Origin of the sequence: Polaromonas sp., assembly GCF_010365105.1 — a bacterium.
GTDB lineage: Bacteria > Pseudomonadota > Gammaproteobacteria > Burkholderiales > Burkholderiaceae_C > Polaromonas.
Window position 1 is genome coordinate 12,888 of record NZ_JAAFGZ010000016.1, and the last position, 18,588, is coordinate 31,475.

General features: G+C 61.6%; 15 protein-coding genes and 1 pseudogene. 8 read left to right on the top strand and 8 right to left on the bottom strand.

The genetic code is table 11. The annotated features are described in order from the left end of the window. The first annotated feature begins 1 nt into the window (after nt 1). Genes GZ092_RS11960 through GZ092_RS11975 form a run of 4 tightly spaced genes read left to right on the top strand, consistent with a single transcriptional unit; the run spans nt 2 to nt 4,582 of the window. On the top strand, nt 2–1,228 hold the full coding sequence (locus GZ092_RS11960; RefSeq protein ID WP_293636660.1) for a glycosyltransferase family 9 protein: 1,227 nt from the start codon (nt 2–4) through the stop codon (nt 1,226–1,228). Nucleotides 1,229–1,241: 13 nt separating this feature from the next. Next, nucleotides 1,242–1,727 (top strand): GtrA family protein, encoded by a 486-nt coding sequence (locus GZ092_RS11965; protein ID WP_293636661.1) that lies wholly within the window; start codon nt 1,242–1,244, stop codon nt 1,725–1,727. 12 nt (nt 1,728–1,739) lie between these two features. Beyond that, entirely contained in the window at nt 1,740–3,530 is a 1,791-nt protein-coding gene (locus GZ092_RS11970) for a glycosyl transferase (protein WP_293636662.1), read from the top strand. Nucleotides 3,531–3,580: 50 nt separating this feature from the next. Then, nucleotides 3,581–4,582 carry an aldo/keto reductase gene (locus tag GZ092_RS11975; protein ID WP_293636664.1) on the top strand — a complete coding sequence of 334 codons (1,002 nt, stop codon included), beginning with the start codon at nt 3,581–3,583 and terminating at the stop codon, nt 4,580–4,582. A 106-nt stretch (nt 4,583–4,688) separates the two neighbouring features. Here the strand turns inward: GZ092_RS11975 and GZ092_RS11980 are convergent, their stop codons facing one another. The 3 genes and pseudogenes from GZ092_RS11980 to GZ092_RS11990 form a co-directional block, all read right to left on the bottom strand. Continuing rightward, complete coding sequence (locus GZ092_RS11980) at nt 4,689–5,807, bottom strand: serine endopeptidase (protein WP_293636666.1); 1,119 nt, start codon at nt 5,805–5,807, stop codon at nt 4,689–4,691. A gap of 521 nt (nt 5,808–6,328) precedes the next feature. Further along, nucleotides 6,329–8,974: an excinuclease ABC subunit UvrA gene (locus GZ092_RS11985; RefSeq protein ID WP_293636668.1), complete on the bottom strand. Its 2,646-nt coding sequence runs from the start codon at nt 8,972–8,974 to the stop codon at nt 6,329–6,331. 357 nt (nt 8,975–9,331) lie between these two features. Next, nucleotides 9,332–9,445, bottom strand: a pseudogene (locus tag GZ092_RS11990) (IS5/IS1182 family transposase); the annotation flags it as partial. A 759-nt stretch (nt 9,446–10,204) separates the two neighbouring features. On the opposite strand from GZ092_RS11990, the gene GZ092_RS11995 reads away from it, so the two are divergent. From GZ092_RS11995 to GZ092_RS12005, 3 genes are all read left to right on the top strand, one after another. Beyond that, on the top strand, nt 10,205–11,263 hold the full coding sequence (locus tag GZ092_RS11995) for a glycosyltransferase family 2 protein (RefSeq protein ID WP_293636670.1): 1,059 nt from the start codon (nt 10,205–10,207) through the stop codon (nt 11,261–11,263). 209 nt (nt 11,264–11,472) lie between these two features. Continuing rightward, complete coding sequence (locus tag GZ092_RS12000; RefSeq protein WP_293636672.1) at nt 11,473–11,805, top strand: hypothetical protein; 333 nt, start codon at nt 11,473–11,475, stop codon at nt 11,803–11,805. Between the two features lie 158 nt (nt 11,806–11,963). Next, nucleotides 11,964–12,779: a hypothetical protein gene (locus GZ092_RS12005; RefSeq protein ID WP_293636673.1), complete on the top strand. Its 816-nt coding sequence runs from the start codon at nt 11,964–11,966 to the stop codon at nt 12,777–12,779. A gap of 19 nt (nt 12,780–12,798) precedes the next feature. On the opposite strand, the gene GZ092_RS12010 is transcribed toward GZ092_RS12005, so the two are convergent. From GZ092_RS12010 to GZ092_RS12025, 4 genes are all read right to left on the bottom strand, one after another. After that, entirely contained in the window at nt 12,799–13,248 is a 450-nt protein-coding gene (locus tag GZ092_RS12010; RefSeq protein WP_293636675.1) for a YiaA/YiaB family inner membrane protein, read from the bottom strand. Between the two features lie 34 nt (nt 13,249–13,282). Then, nucleotides 13,283–14,503, bottom strand: a complete 1,221-nt coding sequence (locus tag GZ092_RS12015; RefSeq protein ID WP_293636676.1) for a toxic anion resistance protein — start codon at nt 14,501–14,503, stop codon at nt 13,283–13,285. A 72-nt stretch (nt 14,504–14,575) separates the two neighbouring features. Beyond that, the gene (locus GZ092_RS12020) at nt 14,576–14,716 is read right to left on the bottom strand and encodes a hypothetical protein (protein WP_293636677.1); all 141 of its coding nucleotides are present in this window, start codon (nt 14,714–14,716) and stop codon (nt 14,576–14,578) included. A gap of 123 nt (nt 14,717–14,839) precedes the next feature. Further along, on the bottom strand, nt 14,840–16,819 hold the full coding sequence (locus tag GZ092_RS12025) for an MFS transporter (protein WP_293636678.1): 1,980 nt from the start codon (nt 16,817–16,819) through the stop codon (nt 14,840–14,842). A 244-nt stretch (nt 16,820–17,063) separates the two neighbouring features. Between GZ092_RS12025 and GZ092_RS12030 the strand changes: the two genes are divergently transcribed. Continuing rightward, entirely contained in the window at nt 17,064–17,795 is a 732-nt protein-coding gene (locus GZ092_RS12030; protein WP_293636679.1) for a helix-turn-helix transcriptional regulator, read from the top strand. 23 nt (nt 17,796–17,818) lie between these two features. On the opposite strand, the gene GZ092_RS12035 is transcribed toward GZ092_RS12030, so the two are convergent. Further along, nucleotides 17,819–18,583, bottom strand: coding sequence for an NUDIX domain-containing protein (locus GZ092_RS12035; RefSeq protein ID WP_293636680.1), 765 nt, complete (start codon nt 18,581–18,583; stop codon nt 17,819–17,821). Between the last annotated feature and the right edge of the window lie 5 nt (nt 18,584–18,588).

An 18,588-nucleotide genomic window follows, 5' to 3' on the forward strand; every position in this document is an offset into this window, starting at 1 on the left:
CGTGAACATCGACCTGCAGCGCTTCATCGACCGCTGGGCCGGCATTCCGCTGTGTGCGGCCGTCTCGGCGGTGGATGCAGTCATGCGCCGCCTCCGGCCCGCGCCAGCCACTGCCAGGCCGCCGCGCGCCATCGTGGTGATCTTGCTGTCCGAAATGGGCAGTCTGGTGCTGGCCAACGACATGTTTGCGCGGCTGAAGGCGCGCTACCCCGATGCGCCGCTGCATGCGCTGCTGTTCCGCAAGAACCGCGAAATCCTCGACCTGATGCAGGTCATGGACCCGGCGAACGTGCACACGGTCGATGACAGTTCATTGACTTCCCTGCTGTCCAGCCTGGCGAAAGCGATTGGCGAGTTGCGCCGCGCGAATGTGGATGTGGCGATTGACTGCGAACTGTTTTCGCGCATCAGCAGCCTGCTGTCGTATGCCAGTGGGGCGGCCGTGCGGGTGGGGTTTCACCGGCATACGCAGGAAGGTCTTTACCGGGGTTCGCACATCAACCGGCCGGTGCCTTACAACCCTTACCACCACATCAGCGCGCAGTTCCTGACGCTGGCGCGGGCGATTGACTCGACCTCCGTGCCCAAGTCCAAACTGGCCGTCATGGCCAGCCCCAGGCCGCCGCCGCAGGTGCAGCTGGAAAGCACGCTGATCCAGGGCATTCAAACCCGGCTGGCGCAGGATTTTCCGGCCATCGCCGGCAAGCCGCTGGTGCTGGTCTATCCGGGCGGCGGCATTTTGCCGATTCGCGCCTGGCCGCTGGCGTCGTACACCGCGTTGTGCGAAGGCCTGGTGGCCGACGGCTGCGCCGTGGCGGTGATTGGCCTGAAGGACGACCAGGCGCTGGCGCGGCAGCTGGTGGCCAATGTGCAGGCGTCTTTTCCGCAAAGCCCGGTGATCGACCTGACCGGCTACACGCGCTCGATTTCCGAGCTGCTGGCGCTGTTCCATGTGGCGCGGCTGCTGGTCACCAACGATGGCGGCCCCGGCCAGTTCGCGGCGCTGACACCGATCTGGACGTTGATGCTGTTTGGCCCCGAAACGCCAGGCCTTTACGCCCCGCTCACGCCTCACTGTTACTCCTTTTACAGCCAGTGGCCGTGCTCGCCCTGCCTGACGGCCTATAACCACCGCACGTCCTATTGCGACGGCGACAACCAGTGCCTGAAGGTGATAGCACCCGCCGCCGTGCTGGCCAAGGCGCGCGAATGCCTGGCGAACCCCTGAAAAACACGACCCGATGTCAAGACTGAGAACCTTTGCCGAAACGCTGGTCCGCCTGCTGCCGCCGCGTTTCCAGTTGATGCTGCGCTGGCGCTTCATCAAGTTCGGCATGGTCGGCGGCAGCGGCACGGTCATCAACATCGTCGTGCTTTACCTGGCGCAGGAACATGTGCTCAAGGGCATTGCCGACTTTCACACACGGCTGAACTATTCGATTGCGCTGGCCATCACCGTCGCCACCATCAGCAATTTCTACTGGAACCGGCGCCTGACCTGGCGCGACCGCACGCGCAGCACGCCCCAGCCGGCGCTGCGGCTGTTCGCCAAGTACGTGATGGCGGCCGCCCTGTCCATCCTCATCCAGTCGCTGCTGACCAAGTGGCTGGCGCTGTACCTGCACTACCTCTTCGCCAACGTGATTGCCATCGTGCTGGCCAGCGTGGTCAATTTCGTCGCCAACGACAAGCTGACGTTCCGCCGGCACCGCAAGGCCGCGCCTTAATTTCTGACGCCCATGACGAGCCCTGATCAAACGCAAGCACCCGCCCGACACCCGGGCTTTCCGATCCACCGTGTCTGGATCGGCCTGGCATTGCTGGTGGCGCTGGCCTACCTGTTCGGCCTGGGCGGCGACCACATTCCGCGCAACGGCGACGAACTGGTGTATGCCAACATCGCGCGCCTGACCGCCGCCAGCGGCCACTGGCTGCCACTGCAAAGCGCCTGGGACTTCATGCGCAACACCAAGCCGCCGCTGCTGTTCTGGCAGGCCATGGTGGCCGGCGGCTGGGGCGATCACTGGACGCTGCTCAACCTGCGCCTGCCCAGCGTGGCCTACACCTGGGGCATCACGCTGATGGTGGCGCTGCTGACCTGGAAGACGACTCGCAACGCCGACACCGCCAACACCGCGGTCACGGCCGTGCAGCGCAGCCGCCACGCGCTGAGCATGGGCGCCATTGCCGCGCTCGTTTACCTGTCGTTCTTCACCACCTACCGCTACGGCCGGCCGTTCCTGACCAGCGCGCCCGAAACCTTCTGGCTGTTCGGCGTGTTCTTTGCCCTGGCCTGGTCGCCCGCCAGGCTGCTGGCCTCAGCTTGGGCGTTTCCGCTGCTGGCCGGCATCGCGGTCGGCATCGGCTGCCTGTACAAGTCCTTCGTGATGGTGGTGCCGGTCGGATTCGGGCTGGCGCTGTGCTACCAGGCGGTGGGCGCGCGCGCCCTGCCGTGGCAGATTTTCCGGCCCGGCATTCTCAAGGACGGCGTCAAGGTCGCGGTGATTTGCGCGCTGGGGCTGGGAATTTTCGGCCTGTGGTTTGCCCTCGACCCGTTGCCGGGCGAGGTCTGGCGCGAGTTTGTCGTCGGCGAGAACGCCGGCAAGATGAACTCGTCCAAAGGCTACCTCAAGAGCGCTTTCGGCGGCGGCGGGATTCTGGTGATCCTGACCGGCTACTTCTCCAACGCCCTGTTTTTGCTGCCGCTGTCGGTCGGCTGCTTTGTGGCCGCCTGGCGCAGCTACCGGCAACGCCGGGGCACGGCACAAACCATCAGCGATGCCGAAAAAATCATGTGGCTCTGGCTGCTGGCGCTGGCGCTGGTTTTCATGCTGCCGACCCAGCGCTCGACGCGCTACCTGATTCCGGCCATGCCGGCGCTGGCCATCGTGATGGCGCTGTACTGGCAACGCATAGGCCGCATCTGGTTCAGCCTGACGCTGGCGGTCTGCATGATTGGCCTGCTGGCGATGGGCCTGATCGGCTACGGCGCGGTGCGGGCGACGCAGGACCCGTGGATCCTGTCGCCGCTGTTCTGGGTGTTCGTCTCTGGCGCTGCGCTGGCCTGCGGGGCCGGCATCGTCAAGAAAAACTGGACCCGCCCGCTGGCCGCCTTGTCAGCCTTCAGCGTGCTGTTCGCGCTGGCCTGGGTGACGAATCCCTTCAATGGAGAACTGGGACGTTTCAAGCCTGAAACCAATGCCCTGCTGAAGGGCCAGACCGTGCAGGTGCCGAGCAATTTCAACGGCCATTTCGAGCGCTACGAATTCATCATTCCGGGGGCGAAGATCGTCGAGTATTTCGCCGCCCAGCCGGTCGATTACGCCGATGTCGAAGGCCTGTTCAAGAACAGCCGCTACGTGCTGGTGCAGCGGCGCATCGGGCAGGCGCCCTGCACCGCCTGCCGCATCATTGACGAGCGCTGGGACCTGCGCTCGCGCCAGGACGAAAACGACGGCTTCATGGCAGCGCTGAAAACGCCCGAAACCTACTGGTACGCCAGGGAATACCTGGTCGAGCCGCTGCCCTGAGGCTTCGTCGCTGGAACGGTCACTTTTCATCATCCTCAAGGAGTCAAGCCATGCATTACCGCCGTCTCGGAACCAGCAACCTGAAGGTGTCCACCCTGTGCCTGGGCACGATGATGTTCGGACAGCAAACCCCGTTTGAGGAAGCGGCGAACATCATGGCGTCGGCCAAAGCGCACGGCATCAACTTCATCGACACCGCCGACGTGTACAACCACGGCCAGTCGGAGCGCGATGTCGGCCAGTGGCTCAAGGGCCAGCGCGACCACTGGGTGCTGGCCAGCAAGCTGGGCAATGCGGTGAGCGATACGCCCAATGAAAGCCACTATTCGCGCCGTTGGCTGATGCAGGAAACCGACGCCATCCTGGCTCGGCTGCAAACCGACTACCTCGATATTCTTTACCTGCACCGCGACTTCCATGACGAGAACCTGGACGAAGCGGTGCGTGCGCTCGGCGACCTGATCCGCGCGGGCAAGATCCGCAGCTTTGGCCTGTCGAACTTTCGCGGCTGGCGCATTGCCGAGGTATTTCGCCTGTGCGAAAAAGCCGGCGTTCCGCCGCCCGTGGTCTGCCAGCCCTACTACAACCTGCTCAACCGGGGGCCGGAAGTGGAAATCCTGCCGGCCTGCGGCCACTACGGACTGGGCGTGGTGCCCTACAGCCCGCTGGCGCGCGGCGTACTGACCGGCAAATACCCGCCCGGCCAGCCGCCCGCCGAAGGCACCCGCGCCGGCAGCGGCGACAAGCGCATCCTGGAAACCGAGTTCCGGGAAGAATCGCTGGTGATTGCCCAGCAGATCAAGGCACGCTGCGAAGCCAAAGGCTGGGTGCCCGGACAGTTTGCGGCCGCCTGGGTGCTGGCCAACCCGCTGGTCACCTCGGTCATCGTCGGCCCGCGCACGCTGGCGCACCTGGAAGATGTGTACGGCGCGCTGGACCTGGTGCTTGACGGCGAAGATGAAGCCTTCATCAACGGCCTGGTGGTGCCTGGCCATGCGTCCACGCCGGGGTTCAATGACCCAAGCTATCCGTTTTTCGGCCGGCCTGTTTGAGCAAACCGCGTCAGAAGGCCAAAGTAATTCACTATCAAATAAATAGCTTTGAGCGCTCGTCAGCTATGCGGAAATGGCCTTTTTGGCTCAAAATCCTGGCAACTACTCAGCTTGTCGAATGCGGCTTGCTTGCGCCCTCTGCATCTGGGTGAGGGCTTCCCGATGGCGATTTTTGCGGCAACGCCTGCGCCCGCTGACCCGTTGCGCCGCAGGCATGGCAAAACTTGGCAAAGGCGCTCTTGCGGGTGTTGCAGGCCGGGCAGTGGTCGAACAGGCCGATGCCGCAATGCGGGCAAAAATCAATTTCCGGATTTTTCAGGTCCACCGGGCGCTCGCAGCCGGGACACACGCCCTTGGACAGCCGCGTCAGCGCGGTGTCGTAACTCAGTTCCTCGCGACGCTGCGCATCGGGCAGCTGCTCGGCCAGCTTTTGCCTTTCCAGATAGCGGTTCAGCGCAACAATGGCCTGCCGGCCAACCGCCACTGTGACCACGATGCCGACGATATAGCGAACATAGCCGCCGTAGCTCGGCAAATAAGGCACCAGTTCGACGAAAAAGGCGAACAGCGCAAAGAGGATGAAACCCCAGACAAACGGCCAGTAAGTGCTCTGGCGTTTTTTGGCAAACAGCCAGCCGGCCACCACCAGCAGCGGCAACGTCAACGCCAGCCGGTACAAGAACACCCGCAGCTCGATGCGGCGGTATTCCGCATCCAGCAGCTGCTGCGCTGCCTGTTCCATTTCAGCCAGCTTGCGCCGTTCACGCGTGGTGCTTTGACGCGCATCAAGCGCTGCCTGTTGCTGCGCTTCAATGGCCACACCGGCTGCGCGTTCCTTGGCTTTCAGTCCGTCCAGCGCACGCGTGCGGGCGACCAGTTCCGGATCTTGTTCTGACAATTGCGTGGCGCGGCGGGTGGCCAGCCAGTTGTTGAAGGTTTCGCGGGCAGCTGCCGAATCGGCCTGAGCCGTGCTGCGCTTAAGCTGTGCCTGCTCTAGCGCCGCATCGGCGTCTTCCTCGGCACGCTCGGTCGTTTTGATGCTGATGCGCAGTGCCTCGGCGGCGGCGCTGTCCATGAAATCGTCGACGGTACGCTGCTGCTCCACCTGAGGCAGGTCGCCGACCAGCGTGCCGCCCAGGCCGATCAGGAAGCTGGCGAACACCAGCGCCACCAGCCACAGGCCGCGCTGCATCCATTTCTCGGTCAATCGCAGGGTTTTACTCATGAGAAATTTGTTTCTTGCTTGTTTTGAAAGTGACTGGTGCCGAACAGCCAACAGGCCATCCAGTCATGAAATTTATGACGAAATCAGACTTTCGCGCTTAATCAGCGTGCATTTTTAACTATCAATAATGTAGCAGCCGGATTCAGGCATTCAGCAGTGTTCTGGCCTGTGTTGCTGCAAGCACCAAGCCCACGTTCAGCCTCGACCGGCGGAATACGCCGAGCCTGCACCATGGTCATGCGCTGGCGACCTGGTCAGGCACAACAGGCGTGGAGTTGATACCGCTGTATGCGGCGCAAGGCTCTTTTCTCCCGGACGATTGGGCTATCAAGAAGTCGAACAAGTTTTGTCCCGAGGCGCGTGGGCGCGCAGTGCGCATGGTTGCAGCGGCTGGAGAAACTCGAGCCCAAGATCCATGAATTGCGACGGGCCATGAAATCTTCAAGCTGTCCTGACAGCTATGCGCATGCCATGACTGGCGACGCGGCACCCATGCTGCCCACAAAATACCGGCTGTTGGCTTATGTTGACAGCGCCATGCTTTTTCTGAGATAGGTGGCCGTAAGACTGTCTCCACTGCGCGCAAGGTCCAGAGGTGTTCCGATTGCAACGATTTTTCCTCCTGCTGCGCCGCCTCCAGGCCCCAGGTCAATGACCCAGTCGCAATCGGCGATCACTCGCATGTCGTGCTCCACCACGATGACGGTGTTCCCGGCGTCAACCAGACCCTGCAGTTGGGAAAGCAGCATGTCCACGTCTGCTGCATGCAGCCCCGTGGTCGGCTCGTCAAGCACGTACAGCGCGTCGCCGCGTTGTGCGCGCTGCAGTTCGGTGGCGAGCTTGACGCGCTGCGCCTCTCCGCCCGAGAGCTCGGTCGCCGGCTGGCCCAGCCGCAGGTAGCCCAGACCGATGTCGCTCAGCAGTCTCAGCGGCTTTGCAATGACGGCTTCGTTGCGAAAGAATGTTTGTGCTTCTTCAACCGTCATGTGCAGGACATCGGCAATATTCTTGCCCCGCAAGGTCACCTCCAAGGTCTCTTCGTTGAACCGTGCGCCATGGCACACAGGGCATGGCGCGTACACGCTGGGCATGAAGAGAAGCTCGACAGATACAAACCCTTCGCCTTCGCAGGTTTCACAGCGCCCTTTGGCCACGTTGAATGAAAAGCGCCCCGCGTCAAAACCATGCGCGCGGGCTGCAGGGGTGTCCGCAAAAAGCTTTCTGACATGGCTGAACAGCCCCGTGTAGGTGGCCAGGTTGGAGCGCGGCGTGCGGCCAATGGGCTTTTGGTCAACATGGACGAGTCGCTTGATGCCCTCCATTCCCGCCACGATGCGTCCGCTGGCCCGGGGCAGCGCATGCTCTTGCAACGGGTCGGGTTCCTCGTCAGCATGCGGAGCTTCACTTTCCAGGCTTTCGAGTACCAGTTGAACCAGCGCCTGGGTCACCAGGCTGGACTTTCCCGAACCGGACACGCCTGTGACTGCGCACATCGCTTTCAAAGGAAACCGTGCGTCAATGCCGGCCAGGTTGTTGATTGAAACATCGCTGATTTCCAGCCAGGCCATCGGGTTACGCGGGTTGCGCTGCAGCGCATTGTTTCGGCCGAACAGATACCGTGCGGTCTGGGAGTTCTGCACCTGCCCAAGACCGGCCGGGGGTCCGCTGTACAGCACTTCGCCGCCCGCCTCGCCTGCGGCCGGACCCACATCAACCAACCAGTCCGCTCGGCGCATCACGTCCAGGTCATGCTCGACGACGAAGATTGAATTACCCGAACGCTTCAACTGCTCGAGCGCCTGCATCATGGCTTCATTGTCGGCTGGGTGCAGACCCGCTGATGGCTCGTCCAGCACGTAGATCACGCCGAACAGATTGGAGCGGATTTGCGTCGCCAGGCGAAGGCGCTGAAGCTCTCCGGGCGACAGTGTCGGCGTTGCCCGGTCGATGGACAGGTATCCCAGGCCGAGATGTTGCAGCGATGTAATGCGCGCCATCAGGTCGGCAGCAATGCGCTGGGCTGCGATACGCTTTTCCGGTGACAGGTTCGCCGTGCGCCGCACGTCGCTGGCCCCAGCATGGGGCGAGCCGCCGGCGCCCACCCTGCGGGCCATTTCTTTTTCTCCATCCTCCCGGCTCAAGGTGGCTGGCAACTGTCCTTCGGGGATGTCAAATATGCCGTCGGCTGCCGGGGCAAGAATCAGCGCCAAGCGGTCCAGCGACAGCCGGGACAGCGCACCAATGTCCAAACCCGCGAAAGTGACGCAAAGGGATTCACGCTTGAGCCGCTTGCCCTGGCACAGGGGGCAGTCACTGCCGACCATGAAACCCGACACCCGCTTTTTCATCAAGGCGCTGTGGGTGGTGGCAAAGGTGTGGAGAACGTGCTTTCGAGCACCGATAAAGGTTCCCTGGTAGCTGGGTTCGGCCTTGCGGCGCAGCGCGGAGCGCGTCTGCTCGGGGGTCAAGCCTGCATAGACCGGTACGGTGGGCTGCTCGTCCGTGAACAGTATCCATTCCCGGTCCCTGCCTGGCAGGTCTCGCCAGGGCGTGTCCACATCAAAACCGAGTGAAACCAGAATGTCGCGCAGGTTCTGGCCTTGCCAGGCTGTCGGCCAGGCTGCCACCGCACGCTCGCGAATGGTCAAGGAATCGTCGGGTGCCATGGTTTTTTCGTTGACATCAAAGACCCGGCCCAGGCCGTGGCACTGCGGGCATGCCCCCTGCACCGTGTTGGGTGAAAAGTCTTCTGCATAAAGCATCGGCTGGTGCGGGGGATACGTTCCGGCCCTTGAAAAAAGCATCCGCACGCTGCTGGAGATGGTCGTCACACTCCCCACCGACGAGCGGGCATTGGCGGTTCCGCGCTGCTGCTGCAGCGCTACAGCCGGCGGCAGGCCCTCTATCGAGTCCACGTCGGGAACTCCCACCTGGTCGATGAGTCGCCTGGCGTAGGGAGAGACGGATTCGAAATATCGGCGCTGTGCCTCGGCGTACAAGGTACCGAACGCAAGCGAGGATTTCCCCGAACCGGAAACGCCTGTGAACACCACCAGCGCGTTACGGGGAATGTTGACATCAACATTTTTCAGGTTGTGCTCGCGTGCACCCCGCACCCGGACCATGCCCTGGTCAGCACTTTGATTGTTGCGTAAGTCTTTATTCATGGGTCGTGGTTTTTCGTGCAGTCACCGTTCGTCCTGAAATGCAAGAAGCGGTCGGAATTGCGGCGGACGTTCCCCCGTCCTCTCAGGAATGGGAGAGGCTGATGCAAAACCTCCCGCTATCGCCCAGCTTGCTTTGGTCGCCTGTGGCATGACGACTTCCATTGCGTCGGCGTTCGGCAAGATAAAGGTAATTGCTGATGATGTTTGTGCATGAATTCAAATGCAGCCAGCAAGAGCCCGTCATCCTTGCAGTCAATATCCGACAAACAGACAAACGCCCGGAATGAAGATCGCGGTATCTTTGAATTTTTCCCGTCACTGACAGCGTTGCGGATTGAACATGAGCCGGCCCGGCAACGCGGCAATCAGCGTAGCGTCCACTGCGCTGCCCTGCCTGAGCAGCACGCCTTGCGCACGCCATAAAAGATCAGCGCTGGCCGGGATTCCTTCAGCCAGCTTGAATTTCTCCAGGCGGCGTCGAAACGCGCAAATGGCTGCGCTCCCCGGGCAGGCGGCCATGCACAGCCGGTTGGGCAACATCGCAGCATTGCGGGCTGTGAAAAAAAAGCTTACTCCATGACCGGATGCGGCTGGCCGACCCTTGCTGCAGGCAATCCATGCTCAGCTTCGTCTCCAGCGCGAAAGACAGCCGGCCGGGGCGGTCTTCGGAGGTTTTGCGACGCAATAAGCGCGACCAGTTCAGCCAAGGGAACCACACGCTGCATTTGCTCCGGAAACTCGCGCTTGCGGGTTTAACTGAAGCTCAGATTGAGGTTTGCCACATCGTATTTGAGGGTCTGCATTTTCCCAGGCTGGATTCATGCCGTTCACACAAACAGGTCAGCACTTCAAAGTTTCCCCGACGAAACACAATCGATGCCAAACACAAAATTAACAATAATTCACATTTGAAACGATACGGTGCGCAATCGATTAACGGCTGATACAGGCGAATGACCGCTATGGACGAGATAGCTGCCTACCTATCCATCTGACTGGCTATGCAAGCCTGAAACCCTCTTTTTTTCAGAGCGGCAAGCACAGTTTTTGTGCTGATGGAACATGGCCAAAGTTGACCGGATTTATTTGACAGGTAACCCTGGATGGGCTGTTTGACCTATTGTTGAGAAGATTTTTTGGCAACACAATTAATAACAAATCAATAAAATCAACTCGTAAATTGAGCAACATTTCAAAAAGATTGCTGCTGTCTTTTTACCAAAGGCCGTCATGAAATTTTCAGTCATCATTCCGCTTTACAACAAGGCTCCTTACATCACCGCCACAGTCGAGTCGGTGCTGGCGCAATCCTTCATGGATTTTGAAGTGATCGTGGTCGATGATGGTTCCAGCGATGGCGGCGCCGAATTGGTCGAGGCGATCACCGACCCCCGCGTGCGTCTGGTGCGACAAGCCAACGCGGGGGTTTCTGCCGCCCGTAATCACGCAATAAGCTTGGCGCGCGGCGAATGGGTGGCGTTTCTCGATGCCGACGACTGGCATCATCCACGCTATCTGGACACGCTTGCCAATGTCCAGAACGCTTATCCGCAAGTGGATACGGTGGCTGCTGACTTCATGCGCTTGCCGCATGCCGAAGGCATATGGCCACCGTGCTGGCCGGTTATTAAAAATTGCCCCAATGTGGAACTCATCACCGATTTGCCCAGGCGGTGGATGGCCGGCCCTTGCTTTTTCACCAGCGCGGTGACCGTGAGAACTGCGCAGCTGCAAAAAATGCAGCCCTGCTTTCCGCTTGGCGAGTCGTGCGGCGAAGACCTGGACCTGTGGTTTCGCCTGGCAGAGCATTCGCCCGTTGCATTGGCCCGAACACCCTTGGCCGCCTATCGCCTTGAGACCGAGGGGTGTCTCACCTCAACTCACAAGACGACGATCATGCGACCCTTCCTGCAACGCATGCAGGTGCGCGCGCTTTCAGGCGACTTGAGCGCACGGCAAAGCCGTTCCTTGTTGCAGCTGGTGGCGCAATTCAAAGTGTCTTTCGCGCGCCAGGCCATCGTTTCAGGAAACCGTATCGAAGGTCTGCGCTGGCTGCTGAAAGGCCATGACGCAGTCCAAAGCAAGCGCTGGTGGCTGACCGCAGTGATGGCACTTTTCTTTCCCGGCCATTTTCTCAAGGAATGGCAACTCTGGCGTATGCGTAGAACCTTGGCCCAGCCCAAAAGGTTGGAAGGCATCGCGGTGACGACCCGCACTGCCTACATTGCCGCCCAACGGCTCAAGCCGCTGCGGTCCATCAAAGAGGTCTGCACAGAATTTGGAATTTAAAGCACGGTGACAACTTGGTGCTTATCCACAGCGCAAGGTATTCAACCCAATCATCGAGTTCACCTGTGAAAATCTGGATGGGCTGGTCTGGCTGGAGGCGCTGAACAGCGGGTTGCCGCTGCGTTATTTGCGATTGAGCCAGTTGCTGCGCATTTTGCGAAAATTTTGTTTTTTCCGACTGGCTGTCGCAAAACGTCGAGAAGGCCAGCATGCAGGACGACTACCTGCGCTTCGTCGTGCTCGAGCCGGCTGGCGTCGCAGCACTCATTTTCGATCCACGCACCCAAATGGGTCCCTTCGCCAATGCGGCATTGGCTACCCCCCGTGCCAGACCAGATGCCGCCCACGCCAGTCAGGAAGCTGGCGAACACCAGCGCCACCCCACAGGCCGCACCGCATTCATTTTTCGGTCAATTGCAGGGTTTTGCCCCTGGGAGAATCTGTTGTTGGCCAGAACCGCATCCGGCCATGCCGTTGTTAGAAAATTCATACTCAAAAATTCGTTTGAGCATGCTGTGCATTCACAAGATGCTATTAATTAAATAGCAAATTGAAACGTAAGATGGCGTGTTGTCACGCTTGCCGATGCACAAAAACCTGCACACTGCCGCAAGCGCGACCAGCCTGATACGCTGCAACCCTTAAGGCCGAACGCTTTCAATTTCATCATCCACTCCTTGAATTGAACCCAAGTCACGCCATGCCAGAACCCAAACCCGATTCCCGGCGCGCTTACGCCAGCGCGCCCGTCAACCAGCGTACGGCTCCACGAGAAGCGGCCAAGCCCGTGCCGGTGCATGCATTGCTCAAGGCGCGCGCGCAAAAGGCGCGGCAGCGCCAGTTGCTCGGTCCGTCGGTCAGCGAGCTGCTGGCGCGCGGCACTTCGGGTGTCGCGCCCCAGCAGGCAAAGCTCCATCCTGGCGTGATTGCTGCCACGGTGTGTGCCGTGGCTGCCGCCAGCGCCCTTGTTTTGCTGCGTTCAGGCACCGGGCTGGCGCTGGCGGCAGCACTCACGGCGCTCGGGGGCGCCGGCTGGCTGTGGCAACACCGTAGCCAGCGCACCACCGGCGAAGCGATGCCGATGCCCTCCGGCCCGTCGCCGTTCGAGCCCGAAGCCCTGCGCCGCATCGACGAGGCCTTTGAAGCCACGGCCGCCGCCGTACACGAGCCGGCGCTGGCCGCGCTCGTGTCGCTCAAGGCTGCAGCGGTGCGGATGGCGCTGGCGCTGGGCAGCGCGCCCGTCGATGGCGAGTTCACCCTGGATGACCGCATGTACGTGATCGAATCCCTGCGGCGCTACATTCCCGACACGCTCAGCGCCTACCTGCAGGTACCCGCCGCGCAGCGCCCGGTGCCGGGCGCGGATGAAGGGCTTTCGGCCAACGATCTGCTGCAAGGCCAGCTGGCGCTGCTGCAGTCCGAGCTGGAACAGCGCGAGCAGCGCCTGCACGGCAGCGCGGTCGAGGCCCTGCGGCGCCAGCAGCGCTTTCTGCAATCCAAGGCAACGCGCGGCTGAGTCCGCTTTCAACGCCCGTTCAGGCAGGCCGCGTCTCAGGCGCGGGTTCGTTGCTGCGCGTCATCAGGTCGGCTTCGTAGCGGTCGCGGATCATCTTGGCCAGCGTGAACGTGCTGCTGATCAAGAACAGCCAGCTCACCACCACGTAGCCCTTTTGCCAGTCGCCGATGTTCATGCGCCACAGGCCCCAGGCTGTCAGGCACACCGCTGCCGCAAACGACACCCAGACGGTGATGATCCAGCCGTTGGTGTCCACCCGCCCGTCGCGGTTGTCACGCACCGTCTTGGCTGCCGCAAACGAGGCGAACAGGCAAAAGAAAAATCCGATGGCCAGGAAAGCCCGGTCCAGCTCCTGGCTGGGCAGCTGCAGCACGCCGCCGCCACTCGCCACCACGGCCAGAATGAACGAAGTCCAGACCTGCGTGCGCCAGCCACTGGTGTCACGCTGCATCACATATTGAGTTGCCATTTTCAAAATCCCCTTGCGTTAAAAAAATCCTGGCTCAGAGGGCGACCGGCCCGCTGAGGCTGCGCTGCGTCACCTCGCGCGCTTTTTGCTGGCGCACCCGGTCGATGTATTGGTCAGCCCGCGCCAGTTGCTCCTGAAGGATGGTGTTGTTCTGGCCCATCACCTCGACCATCTTGCTGCGAAACGTGTCCATCGCGTCCATGGCCTTGAAGGTCTGGTCAAACATCTCCTTCATTTTCTCGATGCCGATCAGCGGGTTGCTGGCGAACTGGTTGGTTTTCTCGACATGGGTGTTGAGCTGGCGGCCGGTCTCGGCGATCAGGTTTTCAATCGTGCTGTTCACGCCGGTCAGCATCTCCATCACCTTGACCTGGTTGCCGGTGGCGCGCGCCACGGTCTGCGCCACGGCCAGCGCGCTCATGCCGGTGGTGGTCACGCGCGAGCAGCCGTTCATCATCTCGCGGCCGGTCTTTTTCAGCACATCGAGTGCCATGTAGCCGTTGGTGCAGACCGATTGCTGCGTCAGGATATCCAGCAGATTCTGGCGCACGTAGAACAGCACTTCCTGCTCCAGCGCCCTGGCGCGCTCAGGGTCGGTGGCCTTGAGTCCCTCGACCCGCGTCGCCAGCTGGCGGTCCAGGCTTTCAGCAAACAGCGCCGCTGCCGCCAGTTTTTGCATGCCGTCCCACATCTTTCCGCGCGTCGCCTCGATCTCGACCACGTCGCGCTGCATGTCGTCGCGGGCGGCGTAGAGGGCTTGCATGCTTTTCTGCATCTGTTCGCCGGCGTTCTGGAACTTGCGGAAGTAGCCCTGCAGCCGGTTGCCAAACGGAATGAGGCCGAGCAGTTTTTGCGGCTGCAGCAAGTCGCCGTCCTTGCCGGGGTTGAGCGCGTCCAGGTGACCGCGCATTTCCTGCACCGCCTTGAAGGCCGGGCTGTTTTCAAGGCCGACAAAATTGCGCTGCATGAAGCGTCCCTGCATCAGGCTCGAAGCCAGCGAAATCTCTTCGCGACCCAAGGCAAAGGCGCTGTCCAGCCGGGCCTTGAAGGCGTCACTTTGCAGGTCTTCGGACATCAGGCCGTCCATGAAACGCTGCACCTGGTCTTCCACGGCTGCTTGTGTGGCGGCAGGCAGGGGAACGGCCGTGCGGGCCACCTCGTCGCTGAGCGGGCGCAGCACTTCGGGCGGCGTCAGCTGGAAGCTGTCAGGCGGCGTCAGCGGCGGGCGTTTTACCTCATCGGTCGGTGCGGACATGGCGATTCCTTGGAATGGTGAACGAATGATACGAGTTGTAATCAACTGCGCCAAATGCGGGTTGGGTACGCGTCAGGAAGGAATCAGGAGACCGCTTTCCGGCAAGGCGTTGAAAAGAAGCGCCGTGGACTGCAATTCAGTGCCAAACAGGCCGTTTCCGCTCGTCTGATATGCATAGTCAGCTATCAAAAAATGAGTAATTCGGGTTTTCAAGATTTTTTCCTGTGCAACGCTTCGGATGAAACTGACCTGAATGTGCGCCAGTGGCGCTGAAACACGGCCAGCCAAAGCCGGAGTTGCTTTTGAAGGGTCGACGGGTATCCTGAAGCGATACTTTCAAGCCGTCATCAGCGCCGCCACCCGCGCACGCAATACCTCGGGCTGGACCTCGGCACTCGCCATGGCGGCGCCAGCGTTCAGCCCCACGCGGTTGAACATGCCGCGCCGGAATGGCCGCGCCATGGCCACGCGCTGGCCGTTGACCAGCTCGGCCCGGCTGAAGAACGAGCCCCACAGATTCGTCAGCGCCATCGGAATCACCGGCACCTGCAGGCCGTCGCGCTCGGCGTTTTCAAGGATTTTCATGACGCCGCCCTTGAAGGGCTGGAGTTCGCCGTCCTGGGTGATGCCGCCTTCAGGAAAAATCGCCAGCAGGTCGCCTTCACGCAACACTTTCGCCGCCGCTTCAAACGCTGCCTCATAGGCCGCCGGGTCTTCGGCGCGCGGTGCCACCGGAATCGCCCTGGCGAGACGGAACAGCCAGCCCAGCACCGGCATCTTGAAAATCCGGTGGTCCATCAGGAAGTAGATCGGCCGCGAACTCGCCGCCATCAACAGCACCGGGTCGATGAAGCTGACATGGTTGCAGGTCAGCACCGCCGCGCCCTGCGCCGGAATGTTCTGGTCGCCCGTGACCTTGAAGCGGTAAATGCAGCGCGAGGCCATCAATGCGATGAAGCGCAGCAGATATTCGGGCACCAGCATGAAGATGTAGAACGCCACCACGGCATTGGCGAGGCCCGTGAACAAAAAGATCTGCGGAATGCTGAAATTTGCCTTGAGCAGCGCGCCGGCCAGTATGGCGCTGACGATCATGAACAGCGCATTCAGAATGTTGTTGGCGGCGATGATGCGGGCGCGGTGTGTCGGCTGGCTGCGCAGCTGGATCAGCGCGTACATCGGCACGCTGTACAGGCCGGCAAACAGGCTGAGCAGCGCCAGGTCAACCATGACGCGCCAGTGCGCCGGCTGGCCCATGAAACTGCCCACGCCCATCAGGCTTGAGGCCGGCAGGCCGCGCGAAGCGAAATAAAGATCGACCGCAAACACGCTCATGCCAATCGCGCCGAGCGGCACCAGGCCGATCTCGACATGGCGGCGGCTCAGCACCTCGCACAGCAGCGAGCCGGTGGCAATGCCGATGGAAAACACCACCAGCAGCAGCGACGCGACATGCTCGTCGCCGTGCAGCACTTCCTTGGCAAAGCTGGGGAACTGGCTCAAAAACACCGCGCCGAAAAACCACATCCAGCTGATTCCCAGCATCGAGCGGAACACCACCAGATTAGTCTTGGCCAGCTTGAGGTTGCGCCAGGTCTCGCTGACCGGATTCCAGTTGATCTTCAAGCCCGGATCGGTCGCCGGCGCCTTCGGAATGAACTGCGCCACCGCCCGCCCCACGAGCGCCAGCGCCACGCACGACACGGCGACATAGTGCGGCCCGACGCTAGGGACCGCCACCATCAGCCCGCCGACGATATTGCCCAGCAAGATCGCCACGAACGTGCCCATCTCGACCATGCCGTTGCCGCCGGTCAGCTCGCGCTCGGCCAAGGCCTGCGGCAGGTAGGCAAACTTGACCGGGCCGAACAATGTCGAATGCAGGCCCATCAAGAACGTGCAGCCCAGCAGCACCGGCACCTGGACATTGATGTTGCCACTCATGAAGCCCACGGCGGCAATCCCCATGATGACGACTTCAAGGTTCTTGACGAAACGGATGATGCCGGTTTTCTCGAACTTGTCGGTGAGTTGCCCGCTGGTCGCCGAGAACAGCAAAAACGGCAGGATGAACAGCGCGCCAATCGCCAGCCCGGCCAGCGCCGGCGGCAGCCAGCCGACGCTGAGCTGGTAGGTCACCATCACGGTGAAGGCGAACTTGAACAGGTTGTCGTTGGCCGCACCCGAGAACTGCGTCCAGAAGAACGGCGCAAAGCGGCGCTGCCCGAGCAGGGCGAACTGGTTCGGGTGCGCATCGGCCAAGGGGGTCGCCAGGGCGGCCGGGGCGGCCTGCGGTGTGGACAGTTCAACGCTCATGCCGGACTCCTGGGATGGTTGATTTTTGGTGCACAGGTAACAAAGCGTATGCCTGCACAGCCCCACGGATTCTGCCCTGATTTTGGGCGGAAAAAGACCGGGGTCAAAAGCGGTTGGCAGCATGCAAACTCCTTGGATGCGTCGAAAGGGAATGCACAGACTGTGCCGAACAATTGGCCTGCAAAGATGCTCATTTCCATACAGTGGCCTGGTTTCAAGCCATGGGTATCGATAATCGATACCCATGAGCACCACCGCCGACCTTGTCGCCGTCCTGAAAAAAGAACTCAAGACCGCCCGCATGACCTATGCCGACCTGGCTCTGGCCTTGGGCATGGCCGAGTCCAGCGTCAAGCGCATGCTGGCCAAAGGCGACATGCCGCTGTCGCGCATCGACGCGATTTGCCGCGCCCTGAAGCTGGACTTTGCCGACCTGGCGCGCCAGGTGGCGGACGCGCAGCCGCTGCTGGCCCAGCTGACCGAGGCGCAGGAAAAAGCCGTGGTAGCCGACAAGAAGCTGCTGCTGGCCGCCATCTGCGTGCTGTCGCAGTGGACGCTGGAGCAGATCACCGGCAGCTACCGGCTGACCGAGGCCGAATGCATCGGCTACCTGGCGCAGCTCGACCGCATCGGCATCATCGAGCTGAAGCCATTGAACCGCTACCGGCTCAAGCTGGCCAAGACCTTTCGCTGGCGCCCGCACGGCGCGGTGATGGACTACTTTCGGGACCACGCGCTGCTGGACTATTTTTCCGGCGGCTTCGACGGCCCCGGCGAAGGCCTGCTGCTGGTGCATGGCTCGATCAGCCGGGGCCTGGCGTCCTCCTTCATGGAGCGCATGCAGCGCGTGGCGCAGGATTTTGCCCAGCAGCACCAGGCCGACCAGAAGCTGCCGGAAAAGGACCGCGAAGGCTACACGCTGCTGCTGGCCATGCGCAGGTGGGAATTCGGGGCGTTTGCGGCCTTGCGCCGCTGACAGCACATGAATGATTGGAGCGTTTAACTCCGCGACTGGAAGGTGCGGGGAAACGTCACCGGTTGCTGGCGATTGACCAGCCGGTAACCCATCGGGGAACGCGGCGCGCCGGTGGCCTGCGGTCCCACTTCCTCCAGAAAATCCGGTGCGGCCAGGGCACGGGTGCGAAAGGCGCTTTTGTCCACCGGACGGCCCAGCACGATTTCATAAACCCGTTGCAGTTGCGGCAGCGTGAAAGGTTCGGGCAGCAGGAAGGCTGGCAGCGAGGTGTATTCCACCTTCGAGCGAAGCCGCTTTACCGCAGCCGCAAGGATTTGTCCGTGGTCAAAGGCCAGGCTGTCATCAGCCAGCGTCACACCGGCGGCATCCACCGGGAACCAGCGCACATCAGCGGCATTGGCGCCTTTGCGCGGCTGCAGGCTGGCCCATGGCAACAGCGCGAAATACACCTGGGTCACCGACCAGCCACGCGGATCGCGCAGCCGCCCGCCCCAGCTTCCCAGTTGCTCCAGATAGGGACTTTCAACCGCCGTTTTCTCGCGCAGTTTGCGCAGCGCGCAGGCACGCAAATCGTCGTCCAGCAACACATCGACAAAACCGCCCGGCAGCGCCCACTGCCCCGGAAACGGCTCACTGCCCTGGCGCGGGCGCTGCACCAGCAGCACCTGCAAGGCTTCATCGATCAGCGAAAAAACCACCACGTCCACTGTCACCAGCGGTCGGGCGATGTCCTGCACCAAAGCCGCAGGCGCACTAGGCAGGGCAGGCGATTTTTTGGAGGTGCTCATGTAAA